Annotated in this window: 14 protein-coding genes; all 14 read left to right on the top strand. The window is 72.9% G+C overall.

Annotated elements, in window-relative coordinates:
* The first annotated feature begins 9 nt into the window (after positions 1-9).
* The 14 genes from E3N83_RS07410 (at position 10) to E3N83_RS07345 (ending at position 16,454) form a co-directional block, all read left to right on the top strand.
* Positions 10-1,869, top strand: a complete 1,860-nt coding sequence (locus E3N83_RS07410) for a peptidoglycan D,D-transpeptidase FtsI family protein (RefSeq protein WP_238343114.1) — start codon at positions 10-12, stop codon at positions 1,867-1,869.
* Between the two features lie 72 nt (positions 1,870-1,941).
* Positions 1,942-3,477 (top strand): UDP-N-acetylmuramoyl-L-alanyl-D-glutamate--2,6-diaminopimelate ligase, encoded by a 1,536-nt coding sequence (locus tag E3N83_RS07405; protein WP_238343113.1) that lies wholly within the window; start codon positions 1,942-1,944, stop codon positions 3,475-3,477.
* Between the two features lie 5 nt (positions 3,478-3,482).
* Entirely contained in the window at positions 3,483-4,886 is a 1,404-nt protein-coding gene (locus tag E3N83_RS07400; RefSeq protein ID WP_420371844.1) for a UDP-N-acetylmuramoyl-tripeptide--D-alanyl-D-alanine ligase, read from the top strand.
* Positions 4,883-5,989, top strand: a complete 1,107-nt coding sequence (mraY, locus tag E3N83_RS07395; protein WP_151082676.1) for a phospho-N-acetylmuramoyl-pentapeptide-transferase — start codon at positions 4,883-4,885, stop codon at positions 5,987-5,989. Before E3N83_RS07400 ends, mraY begins: the two co-directional genes overlap by 4 nt.
* Positions 5,990-5,999: 10 nt before the next feature.
* A complete protein-coding gene (murD, locus tag E3N83_RS07390; protein ID WP_151082675.1) occupies positions 6,000-7,472 on the top strand; it encodes a UDP-N-acetylmuramoyl-L-alanine--D-glutamate ligase in 1,473 nt (490 codons plus the stop codon).
* Positions 7,473-7,491: 19 nt separating this feature from the next.
* A complete protein-coding gene (gene ftsW / locus E3N83_RS07385) occupies positions 7,492-8,790 on the top strand; it encodes a putative lipid II flippase FtsW (protein ID WP_238343112.1) in 1,299 nt (432 codons plus the stop codon).
* A 20-nt stretch (positions 8,791-8,810) separates the two neighbouring features.
* Entirely contained in the window at positions 8,811-9,881 is a 1,071-nt protein-coding gene (locus tag E3N83_RS07380) for a UDP-N-acetylglucosamine--N-acetylmuramyl-(pentapeptide) pyrophosphoryl-undecaprenol N-acetylglucosamine transferase (protein ID WP_151084998.1), read from the top strand.
* Entirely contained in the window at positions 9,878-11,293 is a 1,416-nt protein-coding gene (gene murC, locus E3N83_RS07375) for a UDP-N-acetylmuramate--L-alanine ligase (protein WP_151082674.1), read from the top strand. The genes E3N83_RS07380 and murC overlap by 4 nt, the downstream gene beginning before the upstream one ends.
* Complete coding sequence (locus E3N83_RS07370; RefSeq protein ID WP_238343111.1) at positions 11,290-12,060, top strand: cell division protein FtsQ/DivIB; 771 nt, start codon at positions 11,290-11,292, stop codon at positions 12,058-12,060. Before murC ends, E3N83_RS07370 begins: the two co-directional genes overlap by 4 nt.
* Positions 12,061-12,304: 244 nt before the next feature.
* On the top strand, positions 12,305-13,477 hold the full coding sequence (ftsZ, locus tag E3N83_RS07365) for a cell division protein FtsZ (RefSeq protein ID WP_151082673.1): 1,173 nt from the start codon (positions 12,305-12,307) through the stop codon (positions 13,475-13,477).
* A gap of 21 nt (positions 13,478-13,498) precedes the next feature.
* On the top strand, positions 13,499-14,233 hold the full coding sequence (locus tag E3N83_RS07360) for a purine nucleoside phosphorylase YfiH/LACC1 family protein (protein WP_151082672.1): 735 nt from the start codon (positions 13,499-13,501) through the stop codon (positions 14,231-14,233).
* The gene (locus tag E3N83_RS07355; protein WP_151082671.1) at positions 14,230-14,928 is read left to right on the top strand and encodes a YggS family pyridoxal phosphate-dependent enzyme; all 699 of its coding nucleotides are present in this window, start codon (positions 14,230-14,232) and stop codon (positions 14,926-14,928) included. The genes E3N83_RS07360 and E3N83_RS07355 overlap by 4 nt, the downstream gene beginning before the upstream one ends.
* 53 nt (positions 14,929-14,981) lie before the next feature.
* On the top strand, positions 14,982-15,476 hold the full coding sequence (locus E3N83_RS07350) for a cell division protein SepF (protein ID WP_151082670.1): 495 nt from the start codon (positions 14,982-14,984) through the stop codon (positions 15,474-15,476).
* Positions 15,477-15,635: 159 nt separating this feature from the next.
* Positions 15,636-16,454: a DivIVA domain-containing protein gene (locus tag E3N83_RS07345; protein WP_151082669.1), complete on the top strand. Its 819-nt coding sequence runs from the start codon at positions 15,636-15,638 to the stop codon at positions 16,452-16,454.
* Positions 16,455-16,585 lie beyond the last annotated feature (131 nt).

The following is a 16,585-nucleotide window of genomic DNA, read 5'->3' as shown; positions in this document are numbered from 1 at the left end:
AAGCGACCCGTGTCTCCCACGCACCCACGCGGCGGCAGCGTCCGCCGTCCCAGCAGCCGCGGCCGCGCCGGCGGCAGCCCGGCCCGGCGTACCCGCCGCCCGGGCGCGGCGGCCCGCAACCGGCGGCGTCGCAGCCTGCGTGGCTCCGCCCAGCTGCGGCTGCGCACCGGGTTCGTCTTCATCGCGGTCGTGCTGTCCTTCTTCGGGGCGCGCCTGGTGCAGCTCCAGGGTGTCGACCCCCAGCGGTACGCCGCGCTGGCGGCAGCCGAGGGTGGCACCGTCACCGTCGAGCTGCCTGCGGGACGCGGCGAGATCCTGGACCGCAACGGCAAGCCGCTGGCCGACTCCGTGGACGGCCGGATGGTGGTGGCCGACCCGTCGATGACCCGGGCCACCGCGCCGGCCCTGGCCAAGTTCCTCGCCCAGCGCCTGCACGTCGACTACTTCTCGACCCTGAGCGCCCTGACCGAGAAGCACAGCCGCTTCGCCTACATCGCCCGGCGGGTGCCGGCAGCCCTCGCGCTCCGCGTCGTCGACGCCGCGCAGGCGCAGGGCTTCACCGGGCTCGACACCCGCAACGACCCGGTCCGGGCCTATCCCAACCACGACGTGGCCGCCAACCTGGTCGGCTTCCTCGGCACCGACGGACCGCTGGCCGGGCTCGAGATGACCTTCGACAAGCAGCTGGCCGGCACCGACGGGTCGGAGACCTACGAGGTGGGTGCGGGCAACCGGATCCCGCTGGGGCAGAGCACCATCACCCCGGCCAGGAACGGCACCGACCTGCACACCACCATCGACGAGGACCTCCAGTGGTACACCCAGCGGGTCCTCCGGCAGACCGTCCTCGGTGCCCGCGGCGACTCCGGGTTCGCGATCGTCCAGGACACCCACAGCGGCGAGATCCTGGCCCTGGCCGACTACCCGACGTACGACGCGACCAACCCGCAGGCCGCGCCGGCGGCGGACCGCAACTCGCTGGCCATGACCAGCCCCTACGAGCCGGGCTCGGTGGAGAAGGTGCTCACCCTGAGCGGCCTGATCGACGCCGGCAAGGTCACCGACCACACCAAGCTGGTCGTGCCACCGCAGCTGCAGAGCGGCGACCGCCAGATCCACGACTGGTTCCCCCACCCGACCCTGAAGCTGACCCTGGCCGGCGTCATCGCGCAGTCGTCCAACATCGGCACGGCCAAGGCGGCACGGCTCTTCCACGGTGACCAGCTGCGCCGCTACCTGACCCGCTTCGGGCTGGGTCGGCCCACGAACATCGGCGTGAACGGCGAGACCGCCGGCATCCTCCCCTCGAGCGCCGCCTGGGACCAGATGACCGCGGACCGGGTCGCCTTCGGCCAGAGCGTGGCGGTGAACGGCGTGCAGATGGCGGCCGCGGTGAACACCATCGCCAACGGCGGAGTCCACGTCGACCCGAGCCTGATCCAGGGCTCCGCCACCACGAGCACCGGTCAGGTCGTGGGCACCGACCACACCACGACGCGTCGGGTGGTCAGTGCCGACGCCGCCCGCCAGATGACGGACATGATGGAGCGCGTCGTCGACCCCACGGCCGGCACCGCTCCGGGTGCCCAGGTCCCCGGCTACGTCGTGGCCGGCAAGACCGGGACCGCCCAGCGGGTCGGCTCCACGTGCCGGTGCTACAACGGCCAGTTCACGGTGTCCTTCGCGGGCTTCGCACCCGCCGACAAGCCGCGGTTCACCGTCTACGTCGTCGTACAGAACCCCCGCAACGGCGGTGGCGGCGGCTCGGTGGCAGGCCCGGCCTTCTCCAAGATCATGGCCTTCGCCCTCCGTCGGTACGGCGTACCGCCGACCGGGGCGCGGCCGTCGCAGATCCCGACGACCTGGTGACGGAGCCGAGGGGCGCCGGCGCGAGGGTCCCGGGGTGACCGGCCGGCTCTCACGGACCGATAGCCTCGGGCCGTGGTGAGCGCGGTCGATCCGGACGGTGCCCGGCCGTCGCGGTCGGCGCCCAGCAAGGTCTCGGTGCTGGCCGACCACCTCCGCGGCCTCGGGGTCGAGGTGGTCACGCCGCACGGTGTCGGTGACCCGGTCGGCGCCGGGGTGACCGGCATCTCGATGGACTCCCGACGGGTCCGAGCCGGCGACCTGTACGCCGCGATCCCGGGCGCCACGGTGCACGGCATCGCGCACCTGGCGGCCGCGCTGTCGGCCGGTGCCGTGGCCGTGCTGACCGACGAGGTCGGAGCGGCGGACGTGCCCACCGACCTGCCGGTGCTCGTCGTACCCCGTCCCAGGGCGGTGCTCGGCACCGTGGCCGCCGAGGTCTACGGACGGCCCGCGGAGTCCCTCCGGATGATCGGCATCACCGGCACCCAGGGCAAGACCACGACCTCCCGACTGCTCGAGAGCGGGCTGACCGCCTCGGGGGTCCCGGCCGCGGTGATCGGCACGGTCGGCACGCGGGTGCTCGGCACCGAGGTCGCCTCGGCGCTGACCACGCCCGAGGCTCCCGACCTGCACGGCCTGCTGGCGATGATGGTCGAGCGCGGGGTCGAGGCCTGCGCGATGGAGGTGTCGAGCCACGCCCTGGTGCAGGGGCGGGTCGACGGCCTGGTCTTCGACGTCGCCGTGTTCCTCAACCTCGGCCGCGACCACCTCGACTTCCACCACGACATGGAGGACTACTTCTCGGCCAAGGCCGCGCTGTTCACTCCCCACCACGCCCGCGCCGGCCTGGTGGACATCGACGGCGAGTGGGGGCGTCGGCTGCTGGAGCGGGCCGAGGTCCCGCTCGGCACGCTGTCGACCGTCGGGCACGACGCCGACTGGTGCGCGTTCGACATCGACCTGGGCCCGACCGGGTCACGCTTCCGGATCGCCGGCCCCGACGGCATCGACATCGGTGCCGGCTGCCCGATCACCGGTGCCTTCAACGTCGCGAACACCCTCGCAGCGGTCGCGGCCGCCGCGACCGTCGGGTACGACCCGGCCGCGGTCGCCGCCGCGATCGCCGGAGGGGAGGGCGTGCCGGGCCGCTTCGAGCGCGTCGACGAGGGCCAGGACTTCGAGGTGGTCGTCGACTTCGCCCACAAGCCGGATGCGATCGAGGCCGCGCTGGCCACGCTGCGAGCCCTCACCGACGGCCGCCTGATCGTCGTGCTCGGCGCCGGCGGCGACCGCGACCCCGGCAAGCGCCCGCTCATGGGCCGGATCGCGGCGGCGGGCGCGGACGTGCTGGTGGTCACCGACGACAACCCGCGCAGCGAGGATCCCGCCGCGATCCGCGCCGCGATCCTGTCCGGCATCGACGAGACGGCCGCGACGGTGCTCGAGATCGGTGACCGGCGGGCCGCGATCACCGAGGCCGTCACCCGCGCCGGTGCCGGTGACGTGGTGCTGGTGGCGGGCAAGGGCCACGAGACCGGGCAGGAGATCGCCGGGGTGGTGCACCCCTTCGACGACCGCGCGGTGGTGCGCGAGGTGCTGCGGCGATGATCGAGATGACCCTCGCCGAGATCGCGGCCGTCGTCGGCGGGCAGGTCGCCGATGTCCCTGGGAACGCCGGGCCGGTGACCGCTCCGGCCTTCGTCGACACCCGGGAGATCGCGGCCGGTGGACTGTTCGTGGCGGTCGCCGGCGAGCGGGTGGACGGCCACGACTTCGCCGAGGCCGCCGTCGCCGGGGGAGCGGCCGGAGTGCTCGCGGCCCGTCCTACCGGCGTCCCGACCGTCGTCGTCGACGATCCGGTCCGGGCGCTGGGCCGGCTGGCTCGGCACGTCGTGGACACGCTCCGGCCGACGGTGCTCGCGCTCACCGGCTCCCAGGGCAAGACCGGCACCAAGGACTTCCTGGCCCAGGTGCTCGCCGCAGCCGGCCCGACGATCTGGACCGAGGGCAACCGCAACAACGAGATCGGCGTCCCACTCACCGTGCTGCGCACCACGACCGACACCCGGTTCCTGGCCCTCGAGATGGGAGCCCGCGGCATCGGCCACATCGCCGAGCTCTGCGCGGTCGCCCCACCGCAGGTGGCGGCGGTGCTCAACGTCGGCACCGCCCACCTCGGCGAGTTCGGCTCCCGCGAGGCGATCGCCACCGCGAAGGGGGAGATCGTCGAGGCGCTGCCCGACGACGGGACCGCGGTGCTCAACGCCGACGACGTGCTGGTCGCGGCCATGGCCGCCCGGACCCGGGCCCGGGTGCTGACGTTCGGTGTCGCCGGTGACGTGGCCTGGCGCAGCCTCGAGCTCGACGACCTCGGGCGACCCACCGTCGAGCTCGGGTACGACGGGGAACGGGCATCGGTGCAGCTCCTCGAGGCCGGGGCGCACCAGGTCGCCAACGCGGCTGCGGCCGCGGCGATGGCGCTGGCAGCTGGGGTCGGCTGGGACGACGTCGTGACCGCCCTGGGCGCCGCCCGCTCGCTGTCGCCGTGGCGGATGGCGCTGCACCAGCGGCCGGACGGCCTGGTCGTGGTCAACGACAGCTACAACGCCAACCCGGCCTCGATGAACGCTGCCCTGGACGCCCTCGCCGCGATCGGAACCCGCGGCGGACGTCGTACGGTCGCCGTGCTCGGCGAGATGCTCGAGCTGGGCCAGGAGTCCGACGACCAGCACGCGGAGGTGGGTGAGCACGCCGCCGGTCTGGGCATCGACGTGCTGGTCACGGTCGGCGCCGCCGCCGACGCGATCGCGGAGGGCGCCTGCCGTACCCCCGGCTGGAAGGGTGAGGTGGTCCGGACGGCGGGGCGTGAACCCGCCGGCACGTGGCTGCGGCACAATGTCGGGGCCCGGGACGCCGTCCTGGTCAAGGCGTCGCGAGGCGCTGCCCTCGAACACCTGGCCGACGTCCTGCTCGACGTCCCGGCCGAAGCACGGGAAGGCGGGAGTCCCAGCCGATGAAGGCGATCCTGCTGGGCGGAGGTCTCGCCCTGCTCTTCTCGCTGCTCGGCACCCGCGCGGCGATCCCGCTGTTCATGCAGCTGGGGTGGACCCAGGAGATCCGCGACGACGGCCCGACCAGCCACCACACCAAGCGCGGTACCCCCACCATGGGTGGCGTCGTGCTGATCGCGGCGACCGTCCTGGGCTACTTCCTGGCCGAGCTGGTCACCCGGACCGAGCCCACCGCCTCGTCGCTGCTGCTGCTGTTCCTCTTCGTCGGGATGGGCATCGTCGGCTTCCTCGACGACTTCATCAAGATCTCCAAGCAGCGCTCGCTGGGCCTGCGCAGCAAGGCGAAGATGGTCGGCCAGACCGTGATCGCGCTGGTGTTCGGCTGGCTGGCGCTCTCGCCGATGCTCGAGGACGGCCGGCACGTCAGCCCGGCCTCGGACCACCTGTCGTTCATCCGCGACTCACGGATCGAGCTGTTCACGGTGGTGGCCCTGGCGCTCTTCTGGCTGATGGTCACCGGCACCAGCAACGCGGTGAACCTCACCGACGGCCTGGACGGCCTGGCCACGGGTGCCTGCGCGATGGTCTTCGGCGCCTACATGCTGGTCAACATCTGGCAGAACAACCAGAGCTGCGCCAGCCACGGCGGTCCGGCCTGCTACGAGGTGCGTGACCCGCTCGACCTGGCGGTCGTCGCCGCCGCCCTCACCGGAGCGTGCTTCGGCTTCCTGTGGTGGAACGCGCCCCCGGCCCAGATCTTCATGGGCGACACCGGCTCCCTGTCGCTCGGCGGTGCCCTGGCCGGCCTGGCGATCATGACCCGCACCGAGCTGCTCCTGGTGATCCTGGGTGGTCTCTTCCTGGTGATCACCCTGTCGGTGATGCTCCAGGTCGGCTTCTTCAAGCTGTCGCGTAGATCCGTGCTGGTGCAGAAGGTGTTCCGGGTCCGGCCCGGGCACCGGGTGTTCCGGATGGCGCCGCTCCAGCACCACTTCGAGCTGCTCGGCTGGGACCAGGTGACCATCGTGATCCGCTTCTGGATCATCACCGGCCTGTGCGTCGCGGGCGGGCTCGGTGTGTTCTACGCCGCGTGGGTCGCGGGCACGTGACCCCCCTGCGATGAGGGACGTCGACGGGCTCGGCCGGCACGGCGACTGGGCGGCGGTCCGCGCGGTCGTGGCCGGCTTCGGTGTCAGCGGCTTCGCCGCGGCCGACAACCTGACCCATCTCGGCGCCTCGGTGACCGCGCTCGACGAGTCGGCCGACGGCAAGCTGGAGAAGGCGACGCTGCTGGAGGTGCTCGGCGCCGACGTCCGGCTCGGCGCCGGGGTCACCGCCACCCTCCCCGACGACACCGACCTGCTGGTCGTCTCGCCCGGCTGGCGGCCCTCGGCGCCGCTGCTCGTGCAGGCCCGGGAGCGGGGCGTCCCGGTCTGGGGTGAGGTCGAGCTGGCCTGGCGGCTGCGCGACCCCGACTCCGCCGCGCCCTGGCTCGCCGTGACCGGGACCAACGGCAAGACCACCACCGTGCAGATGCTCGACTCCATGCTGAGGGCGGCCGGGCTGCGCAGCGTCGCGGCCGGCAACGTCGGGCTGCCGATCGTCGAGGCGGTGATGGACCCCACGCCGTACGACGTGCTCGCCGTCGAGCTGTCCAGCTTCCAGCTCCACTACACCGACTCGATGGCCGCCGAGAGCGCCGCCGTCCTCAACGTCGCCGAGGACCACCTCGACTGGTACCCCGGCCCGACCGGGATGGCCGACTACGCCGCCGACAAGGGTCGGGTCTACACCGGGGTGCAGCGGGCGTGCGTCTACAACGCCGCCGACCCCGAGACCGAGCGGCTGGTCCGCGAGGCCGAGGTCGCCGAGGGAGCCCGGGCCATCGGCTTCACCCTCGGGATGCCCGGGGTGGGGATGGTCGGCCTCGTCGACGACCTGCTGGTCGACCGCGCCTTCATCCCCGAGCGGCAGTCCAGCGCCGCTGAGCTGTGCACCCTCGACGACCTGCCCAGCCCCGCGCCGCACGTGGTGGCCAACGCACTGGCGGCCGCGGCCCTGGCCCGGGCGCACGGGATCTCCCAGGCAGCTGTGCGCGAGGGGCTGCGCTCCTTCAGCCCCGACGGCCACCGGATCGCGACGGTCGCGGTCGCGAGCCCCGAGACCGGAGGTGTCGCGTGGGTCGACGACTCCAAGGCGACCAACCCGCACGCCGCGCTCTCGTCGCTGCTCGCGTTCGACCCCGTGGTCTGGATCGCGGGCGGCCTGGCCAAGGGCGCCCGGTTCGACGACCTGGTCCGGACCGCCCGGTCCCGGCTGCGCGGGGTGGTGCTGCTCGGCCGCGACCGCGACGTCATCGCGGCCGCTCTTGCGCGACACGCGCCGGATGTTCCGGTCATCGTGATCGAGGGCGGAGAGACTGGCTCCGGACATGCCGCCATGGAGAGGGCGGTCACGGCTGCCGCGTCGCTCGCCCGACCGGGCGACACGGTGCTGCTGGCCCCCGGCTGTGCCTCGATGGACATGTTCACCGACTACGCCGACCGCGGTGAGGCCTTCGCCGGGGCGGTGCACACACTGACCGACGGCTGACCGAGGACGGGGGAGACCGGTGGCGATCGTCAGCCCCCTACGCGGACTCGGCCGGCGGACCACGCCGGCGAGCCGGGCTCCGGGCCGGCCGGCCCGTCAGCGGCGACGGACCGTCTCCTCCTGGTCCGCCGCCCTCCAGGACGCCCTCGACCGTCCCCTCACGTCGTACTACCTGCTCCTCGGCGCCTCGGCGCTGCTGCTGACCATCGGCCTGATCATGGTGTTCAGCGCGTCGAGCGTCTACGCCTTCCAGAACTTCCACCAGAACTCCTACGCCGTCGTCGAGCGGCAGCTGATCTGGGTGGCGATCGGCCTGCCGTGCGCCTGGGTCGCGAGCCGGCTGCCACAGCGGTGGGTGCGCCGCCTGGCCTGGCCGGGCTACTTCGTCTCGCTGGCCCTGCTGCTGCTGACCGCGTTCGTCGGGGTCTCCCTCAACGGCAACACCAACTGGCTGGCGATCGGCCCGATCCAGATCCAGCCGTCGGAGATCGCCAAGCTCGCGCTGATCCTCTGGGCCGCCCACGTCTACGCCAACAAGGAGCGCCGGCTGGGCAACCTGCACCAGATCATGATGCCGGTGGTGCCCGGGCTGCTCCTGGCCACCGGGCTGGTGATCTTCGGCCACGACCTCGGCACCGGCCTGGTGTTCTTCGCGATCCTGCTCGGGATGCTGTGGGTGGTCGGAGCGCCGGCCCGCTTCTTCGCGCTGTCCTTCCTGATCGTCTCGGTGTTCGCCGGCCTGCTGGCCACCACCGACCGCGAGCGGCTGACCCGGATCACGACCTTCACCGACCCGATGCGCGAGTACAGCAGCGCCGGCTGGCAGCCCGCCCACGGCCTGTTCGCCCTCTCCACGGGCGGGCTGTTCGGGCAGGGCATCGGGGCCAGCCAGCAGAAGTGGGGCAACCTGCCCGAGGCGCACACCGACTTCATCTTCGCGGTGCTCGGCGAGGAGCTCGGCCTGGTCGGGACCCTGCTGGTGATCGGCCTCTTCCTGACCATCGCGTACGCCGCGATCCGGGTGGCGCGCCGTACCAAGGACCCGTTCGTCCGCTACATGACCTTCGGGATCGTGGTCTGGCTGATCGGGCAGATGATGATCAACGTGGGCATGGTGCTGGCGCTGCTACCGGTGATCGGGATCCCGCTTCCCCTGGTCTCGTACGGCGGCTCCGCCCTCGTGCCGTCGCTGGTCGCCCTCGGCATGCTGGTCGGTTTCGCGCGCCGCGAGCCCGAGGCGGCCCGGGCCCTGGCCCAGCGCAAACGCTCCCGCAACACCGGGGTCAGCGCGGGGAGAGTCTCGCGCCGCGGCCTGTGAGCACCGAGCCCGCCGGCCGGCTGAGCGTCCTCCTCGCCGGTGGCGGCTCCGCCGGGCACACCTCGCCCCTGCTGGCCACGGCCGACGCCCTGAAGCGGCTGGCCCCGGGGATCACGATCACCTGCCTGGGCACCCGTGAGCGGATCGAGGCGCAGATCATCCCGGCGGCCGGCTACCCGCTGGAGTTCGTCCCGAGCGTGCCGCTGCCCCGTCGCCCCGGGGTCGACCTGCTGCGGGTGCCGGGGCGCCTGCGGGCCGCCCGCGACGCGGCGCTCGAGGTCGTCGACCGGGTCCGTCCGGACGTCGTCGTCGGCTTCGGTGGCTTCGTCTCGGTGCCGGCCTACCTCGCGGCGCGCAGGCGACGACTGCCTCTGGTCGTGCACGAGGGCAACACCCTGCCCGGCATCGCCAACAAGCTGGGAGCCCGGTTCACCCGGCACGTGGCCACCAGCTTCCCGGACACTCGGCTGCCGCACGCGACCTACCTCGGGCTCCCGATCCGCCGGATGATCGCGACCCTCGACCGGGCCGCCCTCCGCGACGAGGCGCTCACGGCGTACGGCCTGCGGCCCGATCTGCCGGTGCTGCTGGTGACCGGCGGCTCGCAGGGTGCCGCGTCGATCAACCGGGCGGTGCTCGGAGCAGCGCCCGCGCTGGCAGCAGCAGGCATCCAGGTCCTGCACGTGACCGGTCCCGCGCACGACGTACCCCCTCCCGACACCGGGGTGCCCTACGTCGTGCTCGGCTACGTCGACCGGATGGACCTCGCGTACTCCGCTGCCGACGCCGTGCTCTGCCGGTCGGGGTCCAACACCGTGACCGAGGTGTCGGGGGTCGGTCTGCCGGCCGTCTACGTGCCCCTGCCGATCGGCAACGGCGAGCAGGCGCTCAACGCCCGGGCGGTGATCGAGGCGGGCGGCGGGCTGCTGGTCGACGACGCCGACCTGACCGCGGAGTGGGTCGCGACCCACGTCGTACCCCTGCTCACCGACCGGGAGCGCCTCGACACCATGGGTGCCGCGGCCGCCCACCTGGTCCCGCTCGACGCCGACGAGAAGCTGGCCCGGATGATCCTGGACGCGGCCCGATGAGGATCCCGGTCCCCGACGTCATCCCGCCCGCCGGCGAGCTGGGCCGCGTGCACTTCGTCGGGATCGGCGGTGCCGGACTGTCGGCGATCGCGCGGATCATGGCCCGTCAGGGCGTCGCGGTCACCGGCAGCGACGACCACGACACGCCGTTCCTGCCTTCGCTGCGTGAGCTCGGCATCCCCGTGCACCTCGGGTACGACGCCGCCCACGTCGGCGACGCGGACACGCTCGTGGTCACCACCGCGGCCCACGACGACAACCCCGAGGTGCTCGCGGGGCGGGCGCGCGGTCTGCTGGTCCTGCCGCGCTCGGCAGGTCTCAAGGCGACCATGGCGGGCCACACGGTCGCCGCCGTCGCGGGCACCCACGGCAAGACCACGACCACGTCGATGCTCACGATGGCCCTGCGGGCCGCCGGAGCCGATCCGACCTACGCGATCGGCGGGGTGCTCGGCGCCACCAGCCGCAACGCGGACGCCGGCGAGGGCGAGGTCTTCGTGGCCGAGGCCGACGAGAGCGACGGTGCCTTCCTCGTCTACCGGCCCGCCTTCGCCCTGGTCACCAACGTCGATGCCGACCACCTCGACGTGTGGGGCACCGAGGAGGCCTACCACGCGGCCTTCGCCGACTTCGTCGCCACCATGGGACCCCACGCCACCCTCGTCGTCTGCGGCGACGACCCGGGCGCCCGAGCCCTGCTCGAGCCGGCCCGCGCCCGCGACCTGATCGCCCTCTCGGTCGGCGAGGGGCCCGACAACGACTGGCGGGTCGTCGACGTCGAGATGTCGGGGACGACGTCGTCCTTCTCGCTGGTGCAGTCGTCGGGCACCGCCTGGCCTCGGGTGACCCTCCAGGTCCCCGGCCGCCACTACGTCCTCGACGCGGCCGGTGCGCTGGTGCTGGGGCTCTGCCTCGGCCTGGGGTACGACGACCTGGCCCGCGGGCTCGGGGAGTTCACCGGCACCGGGCGGCGGATGGAGCGCAAGGGCGAGGCCGGGGGAGTGCGGGTCTACGACTCCTACGCCCACCACCCGGTCGAGATCGCCGGTGACCTCCAGGCGGCCCGTGCCCTGGCCGGCGACGGCCGGCTCGTCGTGGCCTACCAGCCGCATCTCGTGTCGCGGACCCGGATCTTCGGCACAGCCATGGGGGTCGCCCTCGGCGCGGCCGACGAGGTGGTCGTGCTCGACGTCTACGTCGCCCGCGAGGAGCCCGACCCCGACGTGACCGGCCTCCTGGTCGCGGACGCCGTACCCCTGCCGGCCGAGCGGGTGCACTTCGTCGCCGACCCGGCCGACGTCCCGGCCGAACTTCTCCGGCTCGCCCGGCCCGGTGACCTCGTTCTGACGCTCGGCGCCGGTAGCGTCACCGACATCGGGCCGCTGCTCCTCGATCTGCTGGAGGACTCGTGATCACGCTGCCGCGCAACCCGCTCAAGGGCGGTCGTCGCGCACCCGACCCCGCGGCGCGGTCGCGGCGCCGGTTCACCCGCCGGCAGTGGCTGCGGCGCTGGCTGGTGTGGCGCTACGTGATCGCGTCGGTCCTCCTGGTCGCGCTGGTCGTCGGAGCCGTGTGGCTGGTCTTCGTCAGCTCGGTGCTGACCGTCAAGAAGGTCGACGTGAAGGGCGAGTCCTTCCTCTCCCGACAGCAGGTCCTCACCGCCGCGGACGTGCCCACCGGAGGGCACCTCGCCCAGCTCGACCTCGAGGCGATCCGCTCCCGGGTCGGTGCCCTCGCGCCGGTGCGCCGCGTCGACGTTTCGCGCGAGTGGCCCGACGGGGTGCTGATCAAGATCACCGAGCGGACCCCGGTCGCGGTCGTCGAGATCGGCGGCACCTTCCACGCCATGGACGCCGACGGCGTGCTCTTCCGCGACTACCCGCACCCGCCGGTCGGGATGCCCCGCGTGGTGAGCAGCGCCGACACCGGGAGCGCCGCCCTCGCCGAGGCGGCCCGAGTGATCGCCAGCCTGCCGCACACCCTCGCGGCCCGGGTCGACCACGTGCAGGTGCGGGGGATCGACCAGATCTCGCTGGCCCTGCGTGGTGGCGCGACCGTGGTGTGGGGGAGCGATGCCCAGTCCGCGCTCAAGGCCGAGGTGCTGGCTCGCCTCCTCGCCCGCCCGGCGGGCACCTACGACGTCAGCGTCCCGGGCCAGCCGGTCACCAGCGTCCGCTGAGCGGCCGCTCGTCACGCGTCGGTCGATCCTCGCGATTGGTACGCCGTGTCCCCGCGTGTCTGCGCCGGTTCACCGGTCGCGCTGTCTAACGTCGTCGCCATCGAGAGGTTGACATAACTATAACCCTCCACTTCAGGGTTACGGTTCCCGACCTCGAGACTTCCCCGAACACGATCGGCGTCCGACCGGACGCCACAGCCGTGTCGGCCCTCGCGGGTCGGCCGATCACCGAGAGGCGCGAACTGTGGCAGCAGCGCAGAACTACCTGGCCATCATCAAGGTGGTCGGCATCGGTGGCGGTGGTGTCAACGCCGTCAACCGGATGATCGAGGTCGGGCTCAAGGGCGTCGAGTTCATCGCCATCAACACCGACGCCCAGGCCCTCCTGATGAGCGACGCCGACGTCAAGCTCGACATCGGCCGCGAGCTCACCCGCGGGCTCGGCGCCGGCGCCAACCCCGACGTGGGCACCCAGGCCGCCGAGGACCACTCCGACGAGATCGAAGAGGTCATGAAGGGCGCCGACATGGTCTTCGTGACCGCCGGCGAGGGTGGCGGCACCGGAACGGGCGGCGCACCCGTCGTGGCCCGGATCGCCCGCTCCCTGGGCGCCCTGACCATCGGCGTCGTGACCCGGCCGTTCGCCTTCGAGGGTCGCCGTCGCGCCAACTCCGCCGAAGAGGGCATCGCCCGCCTGCGCGAGGAGGTCGACACCCTGATCGTGATCCCCAACGACCGGCTGCTCTCGATCAGCGATCGCAGCGTCAGCGTCCTCGACGCCTTCAAGCAGGCCGACCAGGTGCTGCTCCAGGGCGTCTCCGGCATCACCGACCTGATCACCACGCCCGGCCTGATCAACCTCGACTTCGCCGACGTGAAGTCGGTGATGGCCAACGCCGGCTCCGCGCTGATGGGCATCGGCTCGGCCCGCGGCGAGGACCGCTCGGTGGTCGCTGCGGAGCAGGCGGTCTCCAGCCCCCTGCTCGAGGCGAGCATCGACGGTGCGCACGGCGTGCTGCTCTCGATCGCGGGCGGCTCCGACCTGGGCCTGTTCGAGATCAACGAGGCGGCGGCCCTGGTGTCCCAGTCGGCGCACCCCGAGGCCAACATCATCTTCGGGGCGACCATCGACGACGCCCTCGGCGACGAGGTGCGGGTCACGGTGATCGCCGCCGGGTTCGACGGCGGCATGCCCAAGCGCCGCGAGACCGAGTCCGGCTTCCGTCGTACTCCCCAGCAGCAGCAGTCGCAGGAGCAGACCCGGGCAGCCGCCCAGGCCCTCGCCGCCAAGAAGGCGGAGCCGGCCCGTGAGCCGGTCAGCGCCGGAGCCCGGCAGCAGTCGCCGACGCCGGCGCCGGCCAAGCCGCAGCTGCAGTTCGACGACGACGACCTCGACGTCCCGGACTTCCTGAAGTGACCCCCGGCTAACGTCGGTCGGGTGTACGCCGCACGTCTGACCCACGGCCCCGTCGAGCTGGCCTTCACCGACCGGCACGGCGGGGTCAGTGGCGCGCCCTACGACTCGCTCAACCTGGCCTGGGCCGAGGACGACCCGGACGCCCTGGCCGAGAACCACCGACGGCTGATGGCCGACTTCGCCCCCGGCGACCGGCTCGCCGAGCTCAGCCAGGTGCACGGCAACACGGTGTCGGTGATCGGGCCCGAGGGTCCCTCGCACGCCGTCCACGGCCATCTCCACGCGGTCGCCGACGGCGTGGTCACCGCCGAGCCGGGGGTGACCCTGATGGTGCGCGCCGCGGACTGCGTGCCGGTCCTCGTCGCCTCCGACGACGGCGCGGCGATCGGTGCGGCCCACTGTGGCCGGCCCGGTCTGGTGGCCGGGATCGTGCCGGCCACCGTCGCCGCGGTCCGTGGCCTGGCGGCCGGCCCGCTCACGGCCTGGGTCGGGCCCTACGTGTGCGGTGCCTGCTACGAGGTCCCGCCCGAGATGCAGGACGACGTGGCCGCAGTCGAGCCCGCCAGCCGCGCCACCACTTCGTGGGGTACGCCGGCACTCGACGTCGGGGCCGGGGTGCGCGCCCAGCTCGAGCGGGACGGCGTCCGGGTGGTCGACCTGTCGAGGTGCACGCGGGAGTCGGCCGATCTCTTCTCCTACCGGCGCGACGGCGGGGTGTCCGGGAGGCAGGCCGGGATCATCCGGAGGTCACGATGAACCGCCGCGACGACATCGCGGCCGGGCTCGACCACGTGCGCCGGCGGATCGCGGCCGCCGCGTCGGCTGCCGGTCGCGACCCGGACGAGATCACCCTCGTCGCGGTCACGAAGTTCTTCCCGGCGAGCGACGTCCGGATCCTGGCCGGGCTCGGCGTCACCGACGTCGGGGAGAACCGCCACCCCGAGGCCGGCGACAAGTGCGCCGAGTGCACGGACCTCGCCCTCCGGTGGCACTTCATCGGCGGCCTGCAGAGCAACAAGGCGGCAGCGGTCGGCGGCTACGCCGACGTCGTGGAGTCGGTCGACCGTCGCAAGCTGGTCGACGCCCTCAACCGTGGCGCCCATGGCCGCAGCCACCCGGTCGACGTGCTCCTCCAGGTCGGTCTCGACCCGCCCGACCGCGCCGGACGCTCCGGCGCCGACCCCGCCGACCTGGCCGACCTGGCCGCGGCGGTCGACGCCGCGGGGATGCTGCGGCTGCGCGGCCTGATGGCGGTGGCTCCGCTGGGCGAGGATCCCGCGACGGCGTTCGCGCGGCTCGCCGAGATCCGGGCCGGGTTCCTGGTCGGGCGGCCCGAGGCCGACTGGCTGTCGGCCGGCATGAGCAACGACCTGGAGGCCGCGATCGGGGCCGGGGCGACACACGTGCGTGTCGGCTCCGCAATCCTCGGTGAGCGTCCCCGCATCCAGTAGCGTCACCAGCACGACAGGTGTCTCGCGGCACCCGACAACCGGAGGATGGATCCATGAGCGGCGCGATGCGCAAGATCGGCGAGTACCTCGGCCTGCTCGAGGACACCGGGATGTACGACGAGGAGTACGACGAGCAGGGCTACACCGAGCCGGAGCCCGCGCAGTCGCGGCGGGCCGCGGTGCCGGCCAAGGCCCAGCCGGCACCCGTCGCGGACCTGTCGCAGCGACGTCGTACGCCCGTGGCGGCGCCCGCCGCCGGGATCGCCGAGCTGTCCATGATCACGACCCTGCACCCGCGCACCTACAACGAGGCGCGCACCGTCGGGGAGAACTTCCGTGAGGGCATTCCGGTGATCATGAACCTCTCCGAGATGGACGACGCCGACGCCAAGCGCCTCGTCGACTTCGCGGCCGGCCTGGTCTTCGCCACCCGTGGCACCATCGAGCGGGTGACCGCCAAGGTCTTCCTGCTCTCGCCTCCCAACGTGACGGTCGCCGCCGAGGACAAGGCGCGGATCGTCGAAGGCGGGTTCTTCAACCAGAGCTGACGATTGCTCGTCGTCGTCCCCCCGCGCCGCGGGGCGACGACCTGCCCGCCGGTGCCGTGGCGGCCTCTGCTCTCGGGGGTGAGTCGCACGGGTCTGGTGAGGCGCTATTGTTCGACGCGAAGTCTTCGGAACCGAGAAAACTAGGAATTGGGTGAGGTCATGCCGCTGACGCCTGAGGACGTGAGCAACAAGCGCTTTACTCCCGTTCGGCTCCGTGAGGGCTACGACATGGGGGAGGTCGACCAGTTCCTCGACGAGGTGGAGGCGGAGCTCGCGCGCCTGACCCGAGAGAACGACGACCTGCGTGCGAAGCTCTCGGCCGCGCAGAGCGGATCCGGCGAGCCGGCGCCCGCTCCCGAGCCGTATGCCGCAGCACAGCCCGTGGCGCCGGAGCCGGTGGCTCCCGAGCCCGCACCCGAGCCCGAGCCGGAGCCGGCCCCGGCGCCGGTCTCGCCCGGCAGCACGATGACGACCACGACCCTCGGCGCCGTCTCCGGTGGCGGGGTCGAGACGATCCGCGTCGAGACCGTGGCCGATGCCTCCAACGCCGCTGCCCGGCTGCTCCAGCTCGCCAGCAACAACGCCGACCAGCTCGTCGAGGACGCCAAGGGCGAGGCCGACAAGATCATCGGCGAGGCACGTACCAAGGCCGAGCGCCTCGAGTCCGAGGCCAAGGTGAACGCCGACAAGATGGAGGCCGACGCTCGCGGTCGGGCCCAGTCGCTCGACAGCGAGACCGCCGAACGCCGCACCCAGCTGTTCGGCGACCTGGAGAGCGAGCGCGACCGGCTCTCCTCGGAGGTCGACAACCTGCGGGCCTTCGAGCGCGAGTACCGCTCCCGTCTCAAGACCTACTTCAGCCAGCAGCTGGAGGCGCTGGAGAGCTCCGGCTCGGCCGACCCGACGCCGGGTTCGCCCGACGCCGGTGCCGGCGCCCCCAAGCGGCTCCGTTCGGTGCTCGGCGACGACGAGGGCTGAGCCAGCTCACTGCACGCTCCGGACGGCCGGCACCCTCGGGTGCCGGCCGTCCGTGCGTCACCCCTGCGGGTGGGTGCGTTGCGGCACGCGCCGGCCCGGCGGATTCCGACAGGCGTGCCGTCTTTGAGCCA

The sequence above is a fragment of the Nocardioides cynanchi genome (genome assembly GCF_008761635.1).
Taxonomy (GTDB): Bacteria; Actinomycetota; Actinomycetes; order Propionibacteriales; family Nocardioidaceae; genus Nocardioides; species Nocardioides cynanchi.
Note: the sequence above shows the minus strand (reverse complement) of the source record. Positions and strands in the feature narration are given on the sequence as shown.